Below are 15,648 nucleotides of genomic sequence, written 5' to 3'. Positions count from 1 at the left end.
TTCAGGCGCTGAATCCGGCCACACGCAGCGCGTGCACGAGGTCCCAGTGGCGCTCGTCCGAGACCCCCTGAGCCGCTTGCAGGAGCAGCGGGATGAGGCGGTACGGATCGGTGTGCGCGCAGCCCGCCGTGTCCTCGGGGGTCCGTACGCGGATGTAGGCGTCGAGCAGGGCGCGCGCCTCGCGCTCGCGGCCCGCGTCGATCAGCGCGAGCACCGCTTCGGCGATCTCCGGGGCGGGCCTGGACACTCCCTGGCGCAGCAGCTTGCGGCAGTCGTCGCCGCGGCCCGCTCCGGCGAGGGCGTCGGCCAGGGCGACGAGCCGGTCGGGCGGCAGCGACGCGGCCTCCCAGAGCAGCGTCGACCAGTCGGCGCCGAGGCCCGCGCGGTGCAGTTCACCGGCGAACACGGGCAGGCGCCGCGCGGGCCAGCCCGCGGCCTCGACGAGTACGCCGTGCGCCTCGCCGCTGCGGCCCTCGCCGCGGAGCTTGATGAGCGCGGCGACGGCTTCGGCGGTGGCCCGCTCGGCGTCGTGGTCCGGTTCCGCGGCGTCTTGGCGCCCGCTGTCGTCCGGCCTGTCGGCGGTGCTCCCGAACCGCGCGCCGCGCGGGCTGTTCGCGGCGGGCGACTGCGCGGGCGTCCGCACGCCGGAACCGTCGGCCGCGTCCGCGCCCTCGTCGTCCGCCCCGGAGAATCCCGCGAAGCGGGCGCCGCGGGGCCGGCGCGGGCGGCGGGACGCGTCACGCGACTTACGGCCCTGCTGGGGGACGCGGGTCTCCTCGGGGTGCACCGCGGGGTCGGCCGACAGGGTGCGCGCATCGGGGGCCTGGACGTCCTGCCCGTCCGGTGCGGCACCGAACTCCGGCGCACGGGCGCCGGGGTCGACGGCCGCGCCGACAGGGCCACCACCACCGACTCCGAAGTCGTCGGCGGCAGGCGCACCGAAGGCGTTCCGTGGCTGCTCGTCGTAGTCACCGGAGTCGGCGAAGTCGTCCGACCCCACCGCCGCGAAGTCGTCCGACAGCGGAGTCCCGAAGTCGACCCACTGCGGTCGGTCCGCCCGGTCCAACCGCTCGATGCGCTCGCGGAGTTCGGCGCACCGCGCGGTCGCCCGCTCGTGGTCGTCGCGGACCCAGGCCAGATCGCGGTTGAGCCGCTCCACCTCGTCCGGTGTGTCCGCGGCCGCGAGGGAATAGCCCAGCTCCACCTGCCGCTCCACGGCGAACCGCTGCTCGGTGAGCATCATGTCGAGGCGCTCTTCGAGCAGCCCGCGGCCTCCGGGGCGCGCGTCGTACGCGGCAAGCGAGGCCGCGTGCAGAGACCTCGCCCGCTCCGTCTCGCGCCCGGCGGCCTGCGTCCCGTACCCCGCGGCCAGGTCGTGCAGCAGCGCCTCCACCACGTCCCAGGGGGGCACTTCCGAGCCATCCAGGCAGGCCTGCATCCCCTCGGGGTCGCGCGACCAGAACACGCCGCACCACCCGGCGCCCGTGTCGAGGCGCGCCAGGAGGTCTCTCAGGTACCTCGCGAACTCCCGGACCTGATCAGGGAGTTGTCCTACTGCCATCCGAGCCAGCACCGCCCCATGGAGCCTGGAGTCTTCAGGTCCGGAAGATAACACCAGACGTGTTACGGGACGACTACACGCGGTTTTCCGGCCGCCCGACAGCACCTCACACGCCGCCGCCCGCGCCGTGAGCCGGGCCGCGAGGGCCTGGCCTCAGGCCGGTGCGAGCGGCACCAGCGCGCAGGTCTCGGCGACCTCGTCCAGTGAGAGGCCGAGGGTCACCGCGAGCGCCGACACGGTGAAGAACGCGGGTGTGGGGGCCCGGCCCGTCTCGATCTTGCGGAGCGTCTCGGCGGAGAGCCCGGCGCTCGCGGCCACCTCCACCATGCTCCGCTCGCCACGCGCCGAACGCAGGAGGCGGCCGAGCCGCTCGCCGCGTTCGCGCTCCTCAGGGGTCAGGGGGGTCCGCACCATGCGGTCAGTCTAGTCGCTCTCCGTGCAGAAACCCATTCTCATACCGGTATAGTTATTGGCATGGTTGAACTCAAGACAGACACATCCATCGACGCGATGCGTGAAGCGGGCCGGATCGTCGCCCAGGCCCTGGCGGCCGTGCGGGAGGCAGCGGGCGTCGGCGTCTCACTGCTCGAACTGGACGAGGTGGCGCACGCCGTACTGAAGGACGCGGGCGCGACGTCGCCCTTCCTCGGCTACCGCCCCTCCTTCGCCCCCACCCCGTTCCCCGCGGTCCTCTGCGCCTCGGTGAACGACGCGATCGTGCACGGCATCCCGACCGACTACCGCCTGCGCGACGGCGACCTGCTCTCCGCGGACTTCGGCGCCGAGTTCGGCGGCTGGGCGGGCGACTCGGCGATCAGCTTCATCGTGGGCACCCCCCGCCCCGAGGACGTACGCCTCGTGGAGACCGCCGAGCGCGCCCTGGAGGCGGGCATCGCCGCCGCCGTCGTGGGCAACCGCATCGGCGACATCGCCCACGCGATCGGCACGGTGTGCAGGGAAGCGGGTTATGGCATCCCGGACGGCTTCGGGGGGCACGGCATCGGCCGCAGCATGCACGAGGACCCGGGCGTTCCGAACGAAGGCCGCGCGGGCCGCGGCATGCCCCTGCGGCACGGCATGGCCCTGGCCATCGAGCCGATGGTGATCGCGAGCGGCAGCGACCACTACCACCCGGCGCCGGACGGCTGGACCCTGCGCACGAACGACGGCAGCCGCGCGGCCCACGCGGAGCACACGGTGGCGATCACGAACGACGGGCCGCGCATCCTGACGGCGCTGTGAATCTATAGGACGGCCGACAGGACGGCCGGTGGGACGGTCCGGCGGGCGGGCCCTCGCAGGCCCGCCCGCCCCCGCCTCACTGCGGCCGCACCACCATCGCCGAGCCGCCGCCGCGGCGCGTCTTCTCCGCGGCGGCGAGCCACTTCCCGCCGGGCAGTCGCTGCACCCCGGTGGCCGCGCCGATCTCGGGGTTCTGCTTGAAGGAGTGCCCGATCGCCTCCAGGTCGGCCCGCAGCGGGCTCTCCCAGAGGCCCGGCTCCAGCTCGGTCTGGGCGGCGTTGCGCTGGCTCGCGCGCGGCGCGGCGATCGCGTCGACGAGCGGGAGGCCCCGGTCGACGAACCCGGTCAGGGTCTGCAGCACCGTGGTGATGATCGTGGCACCGCCGGGCGATCCCAGCGCGACCAGCGGCCTGCCCTTCTCCAGGACGATCGTCGGCGAGATCGAGGAGCGGGGCCGCTTGCCCGGACCCGGCAGGTTCGGGTCGTGCACGGCCGGGTCGGCCGGCGCGAAGGAGAAGTCGGTCAGCTCGTTGTTGAGCAGGAACCCGCGCCCCGGCACGGTGATGCCGCTGCCGCCCGTCGACTCGATGGTCAGGGTGTAAGCGACGACGTTGCCCCACTTGTCGGCCGCCGTGAGGTGCGTGGTGTTCTCCCCCTCGTACGTGGTCGGTGCGGCCTTGTCACCCGCCTTGCAGGAGGCGGGGTCCCGCGGGTTCCCCGGCGCGAGCGGGCTCTTCAGGACCGCGTCGTCGCGGATCAGGCACTCCCGCGCGTCGGCGAACCGCTGCGAGAGCAGCTCCTTCGTCGGTACGTCCTCGAAGGCGGGGTCGCCCACCCAGCGGCCGCGGTCGGCGAAGGCGATGCGGCTGGCCTCGATGTAGCGGTGCAGGTACTTCTTCTTCGAGGCCTTCGAGAGGTCGGTCCGCTCGAGGATGTTGAGCGCCTCACCGACGGTCGTGCCGCCGGAGGACGAGGGTGCCATCGAGTAGACGTCGAGCCCCCGGTAGGAGGTCTTCGTCGGCGCCTGCCGCTTCACCGCGTACGCCTTGAGGTCCTTCGTCGACAGGTCGCCGGGCCTGGCCACTCGCCCCGACGCCGGATCGACGGGCGGCTTGTTCACGGTCCGTACGACGTCCTTGCCGATGCCGCCCCGGTACATCGCCCCGACGCCCTCGCGCCCCAGCTGCTCGTACGTCTTCGCGAGATCGGGGTTCTTGAACGTCGAGCCGACCACGGGCAGCGCCCCGCCGGGCAGGAACAGCTTCGCGGAGTCGGGGAAGTCGGCGAACCGCGCCTGGTTCGCCTCGGTCTGCGAGCGGAAGGTCCCGTCCACCGTGAACCCGTCGCGCGCGAGCCGCTCGGCGGGCTTCAGGAGCGTGCCGAGCCGCTTGCTGCCCCACTTGTCCAGGGCGGACTGCCAGGTCGCCGGGGTGCCGGGAGTGCCCACGCCCAGGCCGCTGGTGACGGCGTCCGCGAAGGGGATCGGTTTCCCGTTCTCCAGGAAGAGGCCGGAGTCGGCCGTGCGCGGGGCCTTCTCGCGGCCGTCGATCGTGCCCACCTTGCGGCTCTTGGCGTCGTAGTGGACGAAGTAGCCGCCGCCTCCGACCCCCGCGGAGTAGGGCTCGGTCACGCCGAGGGCGGCCGCCGTGGCGACCGCCGCGTCCACCGCGTTGCCACCCTTGCGCAGGACCTCGATCCCGGCGGCCGACGCGTCCGCGTCGACGCTGGAGACGGCACCGCCGGAGCCGACGGCCACCGGGACCTTCTCCGGGGACGAGGCGCGGGGTGACGAGGCCGTTTCGGCCGTGTGCGGGGACGAAGGGGGCGCGGCCGCTCCGACCGACACCAACACCCCTCCGACCGCCAATAGCGTCAGATTCCGTACGACAGCACGACGCATCCGTACCTCCAGTCAACAGCCGTCCGCGCAGCGTAACTTCGCTGTCCCGTCCACGTCAGGACCCCCTCGAACACCGGTCCTAGGGACCGCTAGCATGCGCCCCCATGACTGAAGACGTGCGCAACATCGTCCTCGGCCTGATCGCGGCCGGCCTCGGTGCCGTGCTGGGCTGGCTCGCCCGTACCTACCTCTGGCGGCGCAAGCTCCGCCGCAAGCAGGCCTTCTTCGGGCTGCCGGACAACTCCGAGTCGCTGCTCGTGGTCAACCGCGAGGCGGGCGGCCCCGAGCTCACCGTCGTACGCCACGACGTGTTCGCGCTGCTCGAACTGGCCGCACTGATCAAGGACTGCGGGGCGCACGCCCAGCTCGTCGCGCACGACGCCGCCCAGCAGAGCTTCGGCGAGCGCACGGAATTCTGTGTCGGTTCGCCGACCGTCAACCGCCGCATGGCCGCGCACATGCACTCCCTGCTGCCCGGCGTCCGCGTCAACACCGATCCGGAGCCGGGCCCGGACCGCGGCGCCTTCCAGATCGGCAGCGAGCGCTACCGCATGGAGGGCGGCATCGCGGAGTACGTGATCCTCGCGCGGCTCACCGCGGGCCAGGGCCAGGAGGCGAGACCCGTCTTCCTGTTCTGCGGTCAGCGCGCGATCACCAACCAGGCGGCGACCCGCTATCTCGCCCGGCACCACGAGCGCCTCGCCCGCAAGCACGGCGGCAACACCTTCGTCCTGCTCCTGAAGGTGGTCAACTCCCAGGCGTACGGTGCCGACGTCGTCGAGCTCGTCGGTGACGTCACGCGCGCCGCCCAGGCCCCGGCTCCGGCGCCCGCTCCCCCGCGCGCGTCCCATCGCGCCAAGTAGCCGCGACCTCACCGAGCGCCGACGGCCGCGCCCGTCTCATACGTCGCCTCTGTGACCTAGTCGGGAAATTCGGGGCAAGAGGCAACCCACCGGGACCTTTGGCCCTCTCACCGTGCAGTTCCACATTCGCACGGAGGTACGTTCCCTTGAGGCCCCTGAGCTCGCCGAGTCGCCGACGCCCGATACGTTCCCGCCACACCGGGGCCGCGGTCATGGCCGCGGGCCTGGCGGCGCTGACCGCCACCCTGACCGCCTGTTCGGGCAGCTCCCCCGCGTCCGCCGACACGACAGCGGACAAGCCGGACATATCCGTCAATTTGCAGGGCAAGCAGGCCAAGGCGGGCTCCCCGGTCAAGGTGAAACTGGCCGACGGCAAGCTGAAGCAGGTCACGGTGACCGACGCGAAGGGCGCGCGGCTCACCGGCGAGGTCGCCGCGAACGGCACCACCTGGACCTCGGACCGCAAGGCGGTGCCCGGCACCTCGTACAAGGTGAAGGCGACGACGGACGAGGGCGCCAGTGCGCGGGCCTCCTTCAGGACGGCCGCCCCGGAGCAGGTCAACAAGCTGTCCCTGACCCCCGGCAAGGACACCACGGTCGGCGTCGCGCAGCCCCTGTCGGTCGTCTTCGACCACCCGGTGAAGAACAAGGCGGAGGTCGAGAAGCACCTGAAGGTGACGACCTCGAACGGCACGACCGGGTCCTGGGGCTGGATCAAGAACTATGACGGCAAGGACCGCGTCGACTGGCGCCCCAAGGAGTACTGGGAGTCCGGCACCAAGGTGAAGCTCGACGCCCGTCTCGGCGGGGTCGACTCCGGCACCGACGGCGGCTGGTTCGTCCGCGACTACGCGACCGGCTTCACGGTCGGCAAGAGCCAGAAGGTCAAGGTCGACCTCGACAGCAAGCAGGCCACGCTCGTGCGTGACGGGAAGAGCGTCAAGACCGTCCCGATGTCGGCGGGCACCCCCGGCGGCGACAAGGCGTCCTGGGGCGGCACGTCCGTCCTGATGGCCAAGGAGGGCACGATCAACATGCGCTCCGAGACGGTCGGCCTGGGCGACGCCTACGACAAGATGGTCGACAACTCGATGCGTCTGACCTGGTCGGGCATGTACGCGCACGCGGCCCCCTGGAACGCCTCGTACTTCGGCAACACCAACCACAGCTCGGGCTGCATCGGCATGAGCGACGGCGACGCCTCGTGGCTCTACGGCCAGGTCCAGGTCGGCGACCCCTTCGAGGTCTCCGGCAGCGGCTCGAAGGGCGTGCCCGACCCGGGCAACGGCTACGGCGAGTGGAACATCTCCTGGTCCGACTGGCAGACGAAGAGCGCGCTGAACTGACGGCCGCCGCGAAGGTACACAGCTCAACAATCGTTACCGGTGCGTAACTTACCGACGGGTTACCACCGGTAAGCCGACGCGGTTACCGTCGGGTCACTTTGCTTGCACGAGTAAGGAGTGACCCGTGGGACAACCGCGCAAGGCTCTGCGTACGACCACCGTGGGCGCCGCGTCGGCGACTCTCGTCGCCGGCGCCGCCTTCGGCCTCGCCCCGGCCGCCCAGGCTGCTCCGGCGGCCGCTCCACAGACGGCAAGCGCCGCGGACGTGCGCTTCGTCGACATCCCCGGCGACGGCGGCACGATCCTCAAGGCCAACGTCTTCACCCCCAAGGGCGCGGAGGCGGGCGCCAAGTTCCCGGCGATCGTGCTGCCCACCAGCTGGGCCATGCCCCAGGTCGAGTACGTCGCACAGGCCCAGAAGCTCGCGAACTCCGGCTATGTCGTGGTCAGTTACAACTCGCGTGGCTTCTGGCTGTCCGGCGGCGAGATCGAGACCGGCGGCCCCGAGGACATCGCCGACGCCTCGAAGGTCATCGACTGGACCCTGGCGAACACCCCGGCCGACCCCGGGAAGATCGGCATGGGCGGTGTCTCGTACGGCGCGGGCATCAGCCTGCTCGCCGCGGGCCACGACAAGCGCATCAAGGCCGTGGCCGCGCTCAGCGGCTGGGGCGACCTCATCGACTCGATCTACAGCGGCCGCACCCAGCACCGCCAGGCCGCCGGTCTGCTCGGCGGCGCCGGTGTCCTCACGGGCCGCCCGAGCCCCGAACTCCAGCAGACGCTGAAGGACTTCCTCGGGTCCAACCTGGACCAGGAGGACGAGATGATCGCGTGGGGCGCCAAGCGCTCCCCCGCGACGTACATCGACCGCATCAACAAGAACGGCGCGGCCGTCATGCTGGGCAACGCCTGGGGCGACACCATCTTCCCGCCCAACCAATACGCCGAGTTCTACGAGCAGTTGACGGGCCCCAAGCGCCTCGAATTCCGCCCCGGAGACCACGCGACCGCCGAACTGACCGGCCTGCTCGGCCTGCCCAACGACACCTGGACCTCGACCCAGCGCTGGTTCGACCGCTACCTCAAGGGCGAGAAGAACGGCATCGACACCGAGCAGCCCGTCCAGCTCAAGTCCCGCTCCACGGGCGGCTACGAGGGCTACCCCGACTGGAAGTCCGTGGGCGCCACGAAGAAGAAGATCGACCTGGCGGGCACCACCACGCTCCGCACGAACGTCGACTCGGGCGCCAACGGCGGCACGGTGCTGCTCTCGAACGCCCTCGACCAGTTCCTCAAGATCCCGCCGATCACCTCGGTGCCGCTGCTCCCGCGGCGCTACGCGGCCGTCTGGCAGTCGGAGAAGTACGGCACGCAGCAGCGGGTGCGCGGGACGGCGAAGCTGCACACCACGCTCACCAGCACCAAGGAGAGCGGCACCCTCGTCGCGTACCTCTACGACGTGGGCCCGCTCGGCCTCGGCAAGCTGGTCAGCAACGCGCCGTACACCTTCCACGGCAAGACCCCCGGCCGGCCGTTCGGCGTAGACCTGGAGTTGTTCTCCACGGCCTACGACGTACCGGCAGGACACAGGCTCGCCCTGGTGGTCGACACGGTCGACCCGCTCTACATCGAGCACAACCCGTCCGGCGCACAGCTGACCTTCTCCTCGCCCGCGTCCGACCCGTCGTACGTGTCGGTCCCGCTGCGCGAACAGTGATCACCGGCTGCTGCCGGGTGGGCCCTGGCCCCTTTAGCTACTGCGGACCCGGCAGCAGCGTCCCTGGTTCGGCCGATGCCACTTCCGCGGCCTCGGTCTTGGGATTGCGCCGCTGTCGTCTGGACACCCACTGGGCGAACCACGAGAGCAGCATGCACATCCCGATGTAGATCGGCGAGATCACCAGAACCACGGGGATGAAAGGTAGATCGTAGTCGAGGTTCGACGCGATCAGCTTCCCGGCGTGGAGGAACTCCTCGTAGGTGATCAGATAGCCGAGCGACGTGTCCTTGAGCGCCACCACCAACTGGCTGATGATGGCGGGCAGCATGGCACGCACGGCCTGGGGCACCAGGACGTGCGTCATGACCTGCGTCTTGCGCATCCCGAGCGCGTACGCCGCCTCGCGCTGCCCGCGTTCCACGGAGTTCACGCCCGAACGGAAGACCTCGGCGAGCACCGAGCCGTTGTAGAGCGTGAGTCCGGTGACCAGGGCCGGCAGCGGCTGGACCTTCAGCGCCACGAAGACGAAGAAGATCATCACCAGGACCGGCATCGCGCGGAAGAACTCCACGAGAAGCGTGGCCAGCCAGCGCACGGGACGGTGATCGGAGAGCCGCCCCATGGCCAGCAGCCCGCCGAGCGCGAGCGCGAGCACCGCCGAGATGGCGAAGGCCTTGAGGGTGTTCCCCAGGCCCTTGAGGAGGAGTTCCTGGATGCCCTTGTACTCGAAGGGCGTCCACTTGGTCGCGGTGAACTGGTCGGTGTCGAAGAGCAGGTAGACGAGCCAGCCGACCAGGGCGAGCAGGACCAGGGTGGAGAGCAGACCGTAGAGCCGGTGCCGGCGCTCGGTCCTGGGTCCCGGCACGTCGTAGAGGGCGGTGGACTCGTGGGAGAGGGCTTTCATCGGGCGACTCCCCAGCGCTTCTCGAGGACGTTGAACACGGCGCTGATGGCGAGGGTGATGATCAGGTAGCCGACGGCGATCCAGACGAACGTCCAGATGATGTTGTAGCCGAGCTCACTGAGTGTCTTGTACGTGCCGAGCAGCTCGGTGACGCTGAACGCGCCCGCGATGGCGGAGTTCTTGGCGAGGGCGATGAGGGTGGAGCCGACCGGCGGGATGACGGACCGGAAGGCCTGCGGGAGCACGACCATCGACAGCGTCTGCCCGAAGGACATGCCCAGGCTGCGGGCTGCCTCGCCCTGGCCCTTGGGGACGGTGTTGATGCCCGAACGCAGTGCCTCACAGATGAAGGCGGAGGTGTAGCAGCCCAGCGCGAGGACCGCGAACACCTTGAAGGGCAGGACGAGTCCGAAGCGCGGGAGTCCGAGCAGCACCGCGAAGAAGAGCAGCGTGAGCGGGGTGTTGCGCAGGACCGTCACCCAGGCGGTGCCGAACGCCCGGAAGGAGCCGACCGGTGCCACCCGGAACGACGCCATCACGAAGCCGAGCACCAGGGCCAGGATCGAGGAGTACACGGTGAGCTCGACGGTGCCGACGAACCCCTTGCCGAAGGTGGAGAAGTTGTCTGTCAGTACGTCCACGACGCCTCCTCAGCTCGCCGGGTAGCGGTCGATGGCGGGCGGCTTCGGCGCCGGGACCCCGGAGAGGCCGAGGGTGGCGTCGTAGGCCTTCTTCCAGTCGCCGTTCTTCTCCCGGGCGGCCAGCGCGTCGTCGACGGCGAACCGCAGGGCGTTGTCGCTCTTGGGCACGCCGATGCCGTAGGGCTCCTTGGAGAACGGCTTGCCGACCACCTTGAGCTCGTCGGGCACCTTGGCCGCGTATCCGATGAGGATGGCGTCGTCGGTGGTGACGGCGTCGACCTGATAGGTCAGCAGGTTGTCGACGCAGACCGAGTAGGTGTCGTACGCGACGAGCGTCGCCTTGGGGTAGTCCTTCTGGATGCGCTGGTAGGGGGTCGACCCGGCCGCCGAGCAGACCCGCTTGCCGTCCAGGTCCTGCGGCCCCTCGATGTCGTCCTCGTCGGTGCGCACGAGGAGGCCCTGTCCCGCCATGTAGTAGGGGCCGCCGAAGCCGACGAGCTTCTTGCGGAGGTCGTTGATGGTGTAGGTGCCGACGTAGTAGTCGATCTGCCCGTTCTGCAGGGCGGTCTCGCGGTTCGCCGACGCGATCGTCTTGAAGGTGATCGACTTGGGTTCGAAGCCGAGCGAGGCCGCGACCATCTTGGCGATCTCGATGTCGAAGCCGGAGTACTGCCCGGTGGCGGGGTTCTTCTCGCCGAGGAACGGCTGGTCCTCCTTGGCGCCGACGACGAGGTGACCGCGCCGCTTCGCCTTCTTCCAGGTGCCGGAGTCCGGCAGCGTGAACCCCTTCGCCACCTGGTACTCGGGCAGTTCGTCGGGCTGTGGCCCCTTCACCGGGGGGCTGCCCTCCTTGCCGCAGGCGGTCGCGGCGCAGGCGGCGAGGACGAGCGCCGCGAGCAGACGTGTCGTACGCATCATGGCCGGCCTCCCGTCAGTGCTTCAGGATCTTGGAGAGGAAGTCCTTGGCGCGGTCGCTCTCCGGGTTGCTGAAGAAGTCCTCGGGGGCCCGGTCCTCGACGATGCGGCCTGCGTCCATGAAGACGACGCGGTTGGCGGCCGAACGGGCGAAGCCCATCTCGTGGGTGACGACGACCATGGTCATGCCGTCGCGGGCGAGGCCCTGCATGACCTCGAGCACTTCATTGATCATCTCGGGGTCGAGGGCCGACGTCGGCTCGTCGAAGAGCATCACCTTGGGCTCCATGGCGAGCGCGCGTGCGATGGCGACGCGCTGTTGCTGGCCGCCCGAGAGCTGTGCCGGGTACTTGTCGGCCTGGGTCGCGAGGCCCACCCGTTCCAGGAGCTCGCGGGAGCGCCGCGTGGCGTCGTCCTTCTTCTTGCCCCGCACCTTGACCGGCGCGAGGGCGACGTTCTGCAGCACCGTCTTGTGTGCGAAGAGGTTGAAGGACTGGAACACCATGCCCACGTCGGCACGGAGCGAGGCCAGTGCCTTGCCCTCTTCCGCAAGCGGCTGCCCGTCCAGTGCGATGGCTCCCGACTGGATGGTCTCCAGCCGGTTGATCGTCCTGCAGAGCGTTGATTTCCCCGACCCTGACGGGCCGATGACCACGACCACCTCCCCCTTGCCGACGGTGAGGTTGATGTCCCTGAGGACATGCAGCTCCCCGTAGTACTTGTTCACATCACGCAGCTCGATCAGCGGATCGACGGCCATGCCCTGCCCTGCCCACTCTCAGCGGTGTCGGTCCGCGCAAACTATCCACGCGAAAACGGGACTTACTGGACGACACGCTCTTATGGGCATTAACCGTATTTCCAGTTACGTCATCCCGCGGCTACGCCTCGGACGCCTCCGCGTAGACCTGGGACAGCTCGGGAGCACCCGTCACCGCCCAGTCGAGCCCCGCCTCGACCACCTGGATCTCCCGCCCCGACGCGAGCAGCACGACGGGGCTGCCGCCGGGCCAGACATGCCAGGTGGCGCCGGACACCGTACGGACGATGACCGAACCGAGGTAGAGACCCGCGTCGTTGCCGAGCCACGGCAGCAGCTCGGGGTCGTCGCGCCAGCGCGGCAGGAGCTGGTCGAGCGCGGTCAACGAGGCGGGGGAATCGTCGAGTTCGAGCCCGGCGGTGGCTGCCTGGGAGCGCAGCAGCTCGCATTCGGCGAGGAGTTCGGCCACCCCGGCCGGATCCTCGCCGAACGCCGAGGCGAGTCCTGGGCTCCGGTCGGCGGACTGCTGCCTGCGCCACCTGCCGAAGAAGGAGATGTTCATGATCGGCCTCTCCGTGAGGGTGCCTCTGCTCCCCGGTCCAACGAATGTAACTTGCGTAAGTTGATCACGGAATGATGCGAATCCGGCCACGCGGCGGCGAACTGCCGGAGCGCGTCGATGAGTAGCCCACCGCGGCCGGCGCTCTGACCAGGACAGATCTATGTCAATTCCAGGTGAAGTGCGTTGACTGCCGATCGCGGCCCGAAGACCGTTGGTGATAGCTGCCAGCGCACTGTCTGCGGCACTCACGTCCTGAGAGGTTTATGCATGCCTGAGAACCCGATCAAACTGGCCGTCATCATCGGCAGCGTCCGCGGCGGACGATTCGGGACCACGGTGGCCGAATGGTTCGCGGGCCAGGCGGAGTTGCACGGTGATGTCGAGGTCGAGACCATCGACATCGCGGACTACCCGCTGCCGCTGGAGATGCCCGCCTTCGGGGAGAAGCCCCCGGAGGACGTCGCCGCCGTGTGGAACGCCCTGAAGGAGCGGCTCGGCCACGCCGACGCGTTCGTCGTCGTGACGCCCGAGTACAACCACACCCTGCCCGCGGCGCTGAAGAACACCATCGACTGGTACCTCGCCGAGTGGGCGGCCAAGCCGGTCGGCCTGGTCTCCTACGGCGGTGTGGGCGGCGGCCTGCGCGCTTCCGAGCACCTGCGCCAGATCTTCGCCGAGGTCCACGCCATGACCGTGCGGGAGATGCTCAGCTTCCACAACGCGTGGGCGGACTTCCAGAAGGAGGGCGAGCCGGCCAGCCCCGAGGGCAGCGAGGCCGCCGCCACGAAGCTGCTCGACCAGCTCGTGTGGTGGGCCGACGCACTGCGCGGGGCGCGCGAGCGCACCCCCTACACCGTCTGACGACACCCCACCTCAGGTCAGGGGCGCGTGGGAGACCGCGCGCCCCTGACCTGTGTCATGTCCGGCCGCGTGGGGTTCCCGGCGGCCCTTCCCAAGGAGGACCTTCATGAGCACGGAGCGCAGAGCACTCGTACTCGGGGGCACCGGGTTCCTCGGCCGCCGGATCGCGGCGGCGTTCGAGGCGGCGGGCACCAAGACCGTGTGCGTGTCACGGACCGCGTCCGGGGGCGGCCGGTCCGTCGCCGTGGACCTGGCGGCCGCCGGACCCGCGGAGCTGGACCGGCTGCTCGCCGACACCCGCCCGGACGTCGTGGTGAACGCGGCCGGCATCGCCTGGCAGTCCGACGAGGACGGCATGCGGCGGCTCAACGCCGACTTCGCGGCCCGGCTGGCCGCCGCGGCCGTCCGCAGCGCGCGCGGCCCGCTGCTCGTCCAGCTGGGGACGGTGCACGAGTACGGTCCCGCGCCCGAAGGCACCAGCATCGGCGAGGACCACGAGACCGCGCCGATCACGCACTACGGGCGCACCAAACTGCTGGGCACCCAGGCCCTGCTCAAGGCCGTGCGCGAGGACGGGCTGCGGGCCGCCGTGCTCAGGATCGTCAACGTCTGCGGTCCCGGCACCCCGCCCGCGAGCCTGCTCGGCCTCGTCTCCGCCCAGGTGGCGCGCCACGCGACGGACGAGGAGCCGCCGCCCCCGCTGGAGGTGTCCCCGCTGGTGGCCCGCCGTGACTACGTGGACGTACGCGATGTCGCCGACGCCGTGCTCGCGGTGGCCGACGCGCCGGGCGGGGCCGCCGTGGGCCGGATCTTCAACGTCGGCCGGGGCGAGGCGGTTCCGGTACGGGAGCTGGTGGAGCGGCTCGTCGCGTTCGGCGGCGTGCCGGACGCCGTGCGCGAGCGGCCCGCCGAGCAGGGGGCCGGGGTCGGCGGGGCCGCATGGCAGCAGGTCGACATCTCCCGGGCGCGGGACGTACTGGGCTGGCGGCCGCGCCGTTCGCTCGAGGACTCGCTGCGCGACCAGCTGGGTGAGCACCTGGGCGAGGGCCTGGGTGAGGTCACGCCCGGCGCGCCGCCCACGGCCGAACCCGCCCCGCGGAGCCCGGCGCTGCGCGTCCTGTTCGTGCCCTTCCCCGGAGTGGCGCATGTGCAGCCGATCGTGCCGCTGGCCTGGGCGCTGCAGGGGGCGGGCCACCAGGTGCGGGTGGCCGTGCACCCGGGCATGGCGGACACCGTCGGCGCCGCGGGGCTCACGGCGGTGCCGCTCGGCGCCACCAAGCAGCTCACCGGCGTGGTCGAGTTCGCGAGCAACCCCGAACTGCTCGACGTCCTCAACGCCCGGCTCTCCCTTGACGAAGGCGAGGACGACGGGGACGGCGAGCTCTGGGCCCGCAAGTGGTCCGAGACTTTGGGCCCGCTCCACGCGTCCCGCAGCGCCCTGGACGACCTGGTCACCTTCTGCGAGAGCTGGCGGCCCGACCTCGTGATCTGGGACCCCTTCAGCATCGCCGCGCCGGTCGCCGCGCAGGCCACCGGCGCCGCGCACGCCCGCCTCCTGTGGGGCCGGGACAACATCGGCTGGCTGCGCGCGGAGTCGCTCCGGCGGCTCGCGGGGCGCCCGGCCGACGAGGACCCCGTGACGGGCCTGATGGCCCCCATGCTGGAGAAGTTCGGGTACGCCTTCGAGGAGGAGCTGCTGCTCGGCCAGTGGACGATCGACCCGATGCCGCCGGCCCTGCGCCTCCCGCTCGGCCTGGAGAACGTGCCGGTGCGCCGGGTCCCGTACAACGGGACGGCCGCGCTGCCCGACTGGCTCCGGGAGCCGGTGCGCGCGCCCCGGGTGTGTCTGACCCTGGGCGTGGGAGGCCGCGGCAGACAGGTGTTCCGGGAGAGCGGCGTCACCCTGCCCGAGCTGTTCGACGCGGTCGCCGACCTGGACATCGAGCTGGTGGCGACCCTGGACGCCGGGCGGTACGCGACCTCGGGGCCGGTCCCCGACAACGTACGCATGACGCAGTACGTCCCCCTCGATCTGCTGCTTCCGACCTGCTCGGCCGTGGTGCACCACGGCGGCGGCGGGACGTTCGCGGCGGCCGTGGCCCATGCCGTGCCGCAGCTGGTGGTGCCGATGGAGTTCTGGGGCGAGAAGGCGATCGCCGGGCACGTCGCGGAGCGCGGCGCCGGACTGGTCGTCGACAGCGGCGCTTTCACCCCGGGGCGGCTGCGGGACGGGATCGTCCGGCTCCTCGAGGAGCCGTCCTTCCTGCAGGGCGCCGTCGAGCTGCGTGACGAGGCCGCGGCCGTCCCCAGCCCCGGCGCCATCGTCCCCGTCCTCGAACAGCTGACCGCGCGGCACCGCAAGTGACCCGA

14 protein-coding genes are annotated in these 15,648 nt (G+C 70.9%); 6 read left to right on the top strand and 8 right to left on the bottom strand.

What is annotated here, in order from left to right:
- Position 1: 1 nt before the first annotated feature.
- Complete coding sequence (locus AB0M70_RS37160) at positions 2-1,561, bottom strand: hypothetical protein (protein WP_365827388.1); 1,560 nt, start codon at positions 1,559-1,561, stop codon at positions 2-4.
- 153 nt (positions 1,562-1,714) lie between these two features.
- Complete coding sequence (locus AB0M70_RS37155) at positions 1,715-1,975, bottom strand: helix-turn-helix transcriptional regulator (RefSeq protein ID WP_363209574.1); 261 nt, start codon at positions 1,973-1,975, stop codon at positions 1,715-1,717.
- Positions 1,976-2,035: 60 nt separating this feature from the next.
- On the opposite strand from AB0M70_RS37155, the gene map reads away from it, so the two are divergent.
- Complete coding sequence (gene map / locus AB0M70_RS37150; RefSeq protein WP_365827386.1) at positions 2,036-2,803, top strand: type I methionyl aminopeptidase; 768 nt, start codon at positions 2,036-2,038, stop codon at positions 2,801-2,803.
- A 76-nt stretch (positions 2,804-2,879) separates the two neighbouring features.
- On the opposite strand, the gene ggt is transcribed toward map, so the two are convergent.
- Positions 2,880-4,703, bottom strand: coding sequence for a gamma-glutamyltransferase (ggt, locus tag AB0M70_RS37145; RefSeq protein WP_365827384.1), 1,824 nt, complete (start codon positions 4,701-4,703; stop codon positions 2,880-2,882).
- A gap of 104 nt (positions 4,704-4,807) precedes the next feature.
- On the opposite strand from ggt, the gene AB0M70_RS37140 reads away from it, so the two are divergent.
- The 3 genes from AB0M70_RS37140 to AB0M70_RS37130 all read left to right on the top strand — a co-directional run bounded on the left by AB0M70_RS37140 (position 4,808) and on the right by AB0M70_RS37130 (position 8,632).
- Complete coding sequence (locus AB0M70_RS37140; protein WP_365827382.1) at positions 4,808-5,566, top strand: hypothetical protein; 759 nt, start codon at positions 4,808-4,810, stop codon at positions 5,564-5,566.
- Between the two features lie 212 nt (positions 5,567-5,778).
- Positions 5,779-6,912, top strand: a complete 1,134-nt coding sequence (locus AB0M70_RS37135; protein WP_365827380.1) for an Ig-like domain-containing protein — start codon at positions 5,779-5,781, stop codon at positions 6,910-6,912.
- A gap of 124 nt (positions 6,913-7,036) precedes the next feature.
- Entirely contained in the window at positions 7,037-8,632 is a 1,596-nt protein-coding gene (locus AB0M70_RS37130; protein ID WP_365827378.1) for a CocE/NonD family hydrolase, read from the top strand.
- Positions 8,633-8,669: 37 nt separating this feature from the next.
- Here AB0M70_RS37130 and AB0M70_RS37125 read toward each other — a convergent pair whose 3' ends face one another.
- From AB0M70_RS37125 to AB0M70_RS37105, 5 genes are all read right to left on the bottom strand, one after another.
- A complete protein-coding gene (locus AB0M70_RS37125; RefSeq protein WP_365827376.1) occupies positions 8,670-9,539 on the bottom strand; it encodes an amino acid ABC transporter permease in 870 nt (289 codons plus the stop codon).
- The gene (locus tag AB0M70_RS37120; RefSeq protein ID WP_365827374.1) at positions 9,536-10,180 is read right to left on the bottom strand and encodes an amino acid ABC transporter permease; all 645 of its coding nucleotides are present in this window, start codon (positions 10,178-10,180) and stop codon (positions 9,536-9,538) included. The genes AB0M70_RS37125 and AB0M70_RS37120 overlap by 4 nt, the downstream gene beginning before the upstream one ends.
- A gap of 9 nt (positions 10,181-10,189) precedes the next feature.
- Entirely contained in the window at positions 10,190-11,095 is a 906-nt protein-coding gene (locus AB0M70_RS37115; protein ID WP_365827530.1) for a glutamate ABC transporter substrate-binding protein, read from the bottom strand.
- A 16-nt stretch (positions 11,096-11,111) separates the two neighbouring features.
- On the bottom strand, positions 11,112-11,855 hold the full coding sequence (locus tag AB0M70_RS37110) for an amino acid ABC transporter ATP-binding protein (protein ID WP_365827372.1): 744 nt from the start codon (positions 11,853-11,855) through the stop codon (positions 11,112-11,114).
- A gap of 121 nt (positions 11,856-11,976) precedes the next feature.
- Complete coding sequence (locus AB0M70_RS37105) at positions 11,977-12,417, bottom strand: DUF6278 family protein (protein ID WP_365827370.1); 441 nt, start codon at positions 12,415-12,417, stop codon at positions 11,977-11,979.
- A 267-nt stretch (positions 12,418-12,684) separates the two neighbouring features.
- On the opposite strand from AB0M70_RS37105, the gene AB0M70_RS37100 reads away from it, so the two are divergent.
- Together AB0M70_RS37100 and AB0M70_RS37095 are read left to right on the top strand one after the other, a co-directional pair.
- The gene (locus tag AB0M70_RS37100) at positions 12,685-13,278 is read left to right on the top strand and encodes an NAD(P)H-dependent oxidoreductase (RefSeq protein ID WP_365827368.1); all 594 of its coding nucleotides are present in this window, start codon (positions 12,685-12,687) and stop codon (positions 13,276-13,278) included.
- 106 nt (positions 13,279-13,384) lie between these two features.
- Entirely contained in the window at positions 13,385-15,643 is a 2,259-nt protein-coding gene (locus AB0M70_RS37095) for an activator-dependent family glycosyltransferase (RefSeq protein WP_365827366.1), read from the top strand.
- Positions 15,644-15,648 lie beyond the last annotated feature (5 nt).

Origin of the sequence: Streptomyces sp. NPDC051214, from assembly GCF_040682375.1 — a bacterium.
In the GTDB taxonomy this organism is placed as follows: Bacteria; Actinomycetota; Actinomycetes; order Streptomycetales; family Streptomycetaceae; genus Streptomyces.
Note: the sequence above shows the minus strand (reverse complement) of the source record. Positions and strands in the feature narration are given on the sequence as shown.